Source organism: Herbaspirillum sp. CAH-3 (assembly GCF_009668275.1).
Lineage (GTDB): Bacteria > Pseudomonadota > Gammaproteobacteria > Burkholderiales > Burkholderiaceae_D > Herbaspirillum > Herbaspirillum aquaticum.
The window spans coordinates 1-2,835 of sequence record NZ_VSWE01000041.1 but is presented as its reverse complement, the minus strand read 5'-3'; the positions used below and the strand labels follow the sequence as shown (position 1 = coordinate 2,835).

At 62.5% G+C, this 2,835-nt stretch carries 2 protein-coding genes; both read right to left on the bottom strand.

Going from position 1 to position 2,835, the window contains the following annotated elements; genetic code table 11:
- Nucleotides 1-44: 44 nt before the first annotated feature.
- Nucleotides 45-1,184, bottom strand: a complete 1,140-nt coding sequence (cydB, locus tag FYB76_RS26480; protein ID WP_088753290.1) for a cytochrome d ubiquinol oxidase subunit II — start codon at nucleotides 1,182-1,184, stop codon at nucleotides 45-47.
- 27 nt (nucleotides 1,185-1,211) lie between these two features.
- Complete coding sequence (locus tag FYB76_RS26475; RefSeq protein WP_088753291.1) at nucleotides 1,212-2,834, bottom strand: cytochrome ubiquinol oxidase subunit I; 1,623 nt, start codon at nucleotides 2,832-2,834, stop codon at nucleotides 1,212-1,214.
- Between the last annotated feature and the right edge of the window lies 1 nt (nucleotide 2,835).

Genomic DNA, 2,835 nt, shown 5'->3' with positions numbered 1-2,835 from the left:
TACCACATGATGTTCTCCTCGTTGCAGTTTGCGATTGCGCGTAATCAATACGCCGTGTGTTCGTTCTCGTGGATGTCGCGGGCGGTCACCTTGCCCTTGACCACGCGATAGACCCAGCCGGTATAGACGATGATGAGCGGCAGGAAGATCAGCACCATCCAGAACATCAGGCCCAAGGTCTTGTGGCTGGAGACCGAATCCCACAGGGTCAGGCTGCTCTTGGCGTCCAGCGAAGAGGGCATGACGAAGGGGAAGAGCGACATGCCGGCGGTGAGGATGATACCCGTCACCGACAGCCCGCTGGCGATGAAGGCCAGGCGCGCACTGCGCACCAGCGCCAGCAAGGCCGCCAGCACCGCACCGGCCACGCCCAGTGCCGGGAACAGCTTGGTCACGGGCCACTTGGCGTAGTTGTCGAACCAGGCGCCCGCGACCACTTCCACGGTCTTGGCCAGGGGGGTGAAGGCACTGTTGGCATCCGGCATGGAGGTGATGCGATAACCCGGCATCTGGGCCACCCAGAAGCCGCCGGCGACGAACAGCAGCACCGTCACCAGGGCGGCGCCGATGATGGTCTTGCGCGAACGTTCCGCCACGGCAGCGTCGGTCTTGACGAAGGCGAAGGCGGCACCGTGCATCAGCAGCATGGCCACCGACAGGAGCCCGGCCAGCAGGCCGAAGGGATTCAACAGCGCAAAGAAGCTGCCGGTGTATTCCACGCGCATGGTGTCGTCATAGTGGAAGGGCACGCCCAAGAGCAGGTTGCCGAAGGCCACGCCGCAGATCAGGGGCGGCACGAAACCACCGATGAACAGACCCCAGTCCCAGGCATTGCGCCAGCGTGGATCGGCCACCTTGCTGCGGTAGTCGAAGCCCACCGGACGGAAGAACAGCGAGAACAGCAACACCATCAGGGCAATGTAGAAGCCCGAGAAGGCGGTGGCATACACCAGCGGCCAGGCCGCGAAGGTGGCGCCGCCGGCGGTGATGAACCAGGTCTGGTTGCCTTCCCAGGTGGGGCCGATGGAGTTGATCAGGATGCGGCGCTCGGTGTCGTTCTTGCCGGCGAAGGGCAGCATCATGCCCACGCCGAAGTCGAAGCCGTCGGTGAGCGCAAAGCCGATGATGAGTACGCCCACGAAGGCCCACCAGATCAGCTTGAGTGTTTCGTAATCGAAGATCATTCTGCTTTCCTCATTTCTTCTGGTGGCTTAGTGGCTGCCGGCATTGGCCGACGGATTCAGGGGTGGCGGCAGGACATCGCCGGGACCGTTGTCCTTGCCCTTGGTTTCCCAGTAGTACTGGCCGGTATGCAGGCTGCTGGGCCCCAGGCGGGCGTACTTGACCATCAGGATCATCTCCACCACCAGCAGGAAGGTATAGAACAGGATGAACCCGGCCAGGCTGAAGTAGAGGCTGCCCGGCTGCAGCGAGGAGGCCGACAGGTGGGTCGGCAGGATGCCGGCAATGGTCCAGGGCTGGCGGCCGTATTCGGCCACGATCCAGCCGAGTTCGGCGGCGATCCACGGCAGCGGGATCGAGATCACGGCCAGGCGCAGCAGCCAGCGTTGCGGGGCCAGCTGCTTCTTGGCCAGGAACCAGAACGATGCCGAGAAGATGAACAGGAACAGGAAGCCCAGCGCCACCATGCCACGGAAGGACCAGAACAGCGGGGCGACCTTGGGGATGGTGTCGTTGACGGCCAGGCTGATCTGCTCGGGCGTCGCATCGACGACGTTGTTGGTGTACTTCTTCAACAGCAGACCGTAGCCCAGGTCCTTCTTGAGCTTGTCGAACTCGGCGCGCGCTTCGGGCGACTTGTCGCCGGACTTCAATCGCGTCAGCGCGGCATAGGCCAGCATGCCGTTGCGGATGCGGACTTCATGCTCCTTCTTCAGGTCCTTGATGCCCAGCACCTGGGTGTCGGCCGAACGGGTGGCGATCAGGCCCAGCACATAGGGAATCTTGACCGCGTAGTCGGTGCGCTCTTCCTTGTCATTGGGCAGGCCGAACAGGGTCAGGCCGGCCGGGGCAGGGTGGGTGTCCCACTCGGCTTCGATGGCGGCCAGTTTGACCTTGTTGACTTCACCGGCGGTATAGCCCGATTCGTCGCCCAGCACGATCACCGACAAGGTCGCGGCCAGGCCGAAACCGGCCGCCACCGCGAAGGAGCGCAGCGCGAAGGCGGTATCACGTGCCTTCAGCAGGTACCAGGCGGAGACGCCCAGCACGAACATGGAGGCCGTCACGTAACCTGCTGCCACGGTGTGCACGAACTTGACTTGCGCCACCGGATTGAAGATCACGTCGGTCATGCTGACCAGTTCCATGCGCATGGTCTCGAAGTTGAATTCGGCGCCCACCGGATTGTTCATCCAGCCATTGGCAATCAGGATCCACAGCGCCGACAGGTTCGAGCCCAGCGCCACCAGCACGGTGACCACCAGGTGCTGCTTGCGCGAGAGCTTGTCCCAGCCGAAGAAGAACAGGCCGACGAAGGTCGATTCCATGAAGAAGGCCATCAGCCCTTCGATGGCCAGGGGCGTACCGAAGATGTCGCCCACGTAGTGCGAGTAATAGGACCAGTTGGTACCGAACTGGAATTCCAGGGTGATGCCGGTGGCCACGCCCATGGCGAAGTTGATGCCGAAGAGCTTGCCCCAGAAGCGGGTCATGTCCTTGTAGATCTGGTTGCCGGTCATGACATAGACCGACTCCATGATGACCAGGATCCAGGACAGGCCTAGCGTGAGGGGGACGAACAGGAAGTGATAGAGCGCCGTGACGGCAAACTGCAGCCGTGACAGCGAGACGACTTCATCGATGGGAACCATG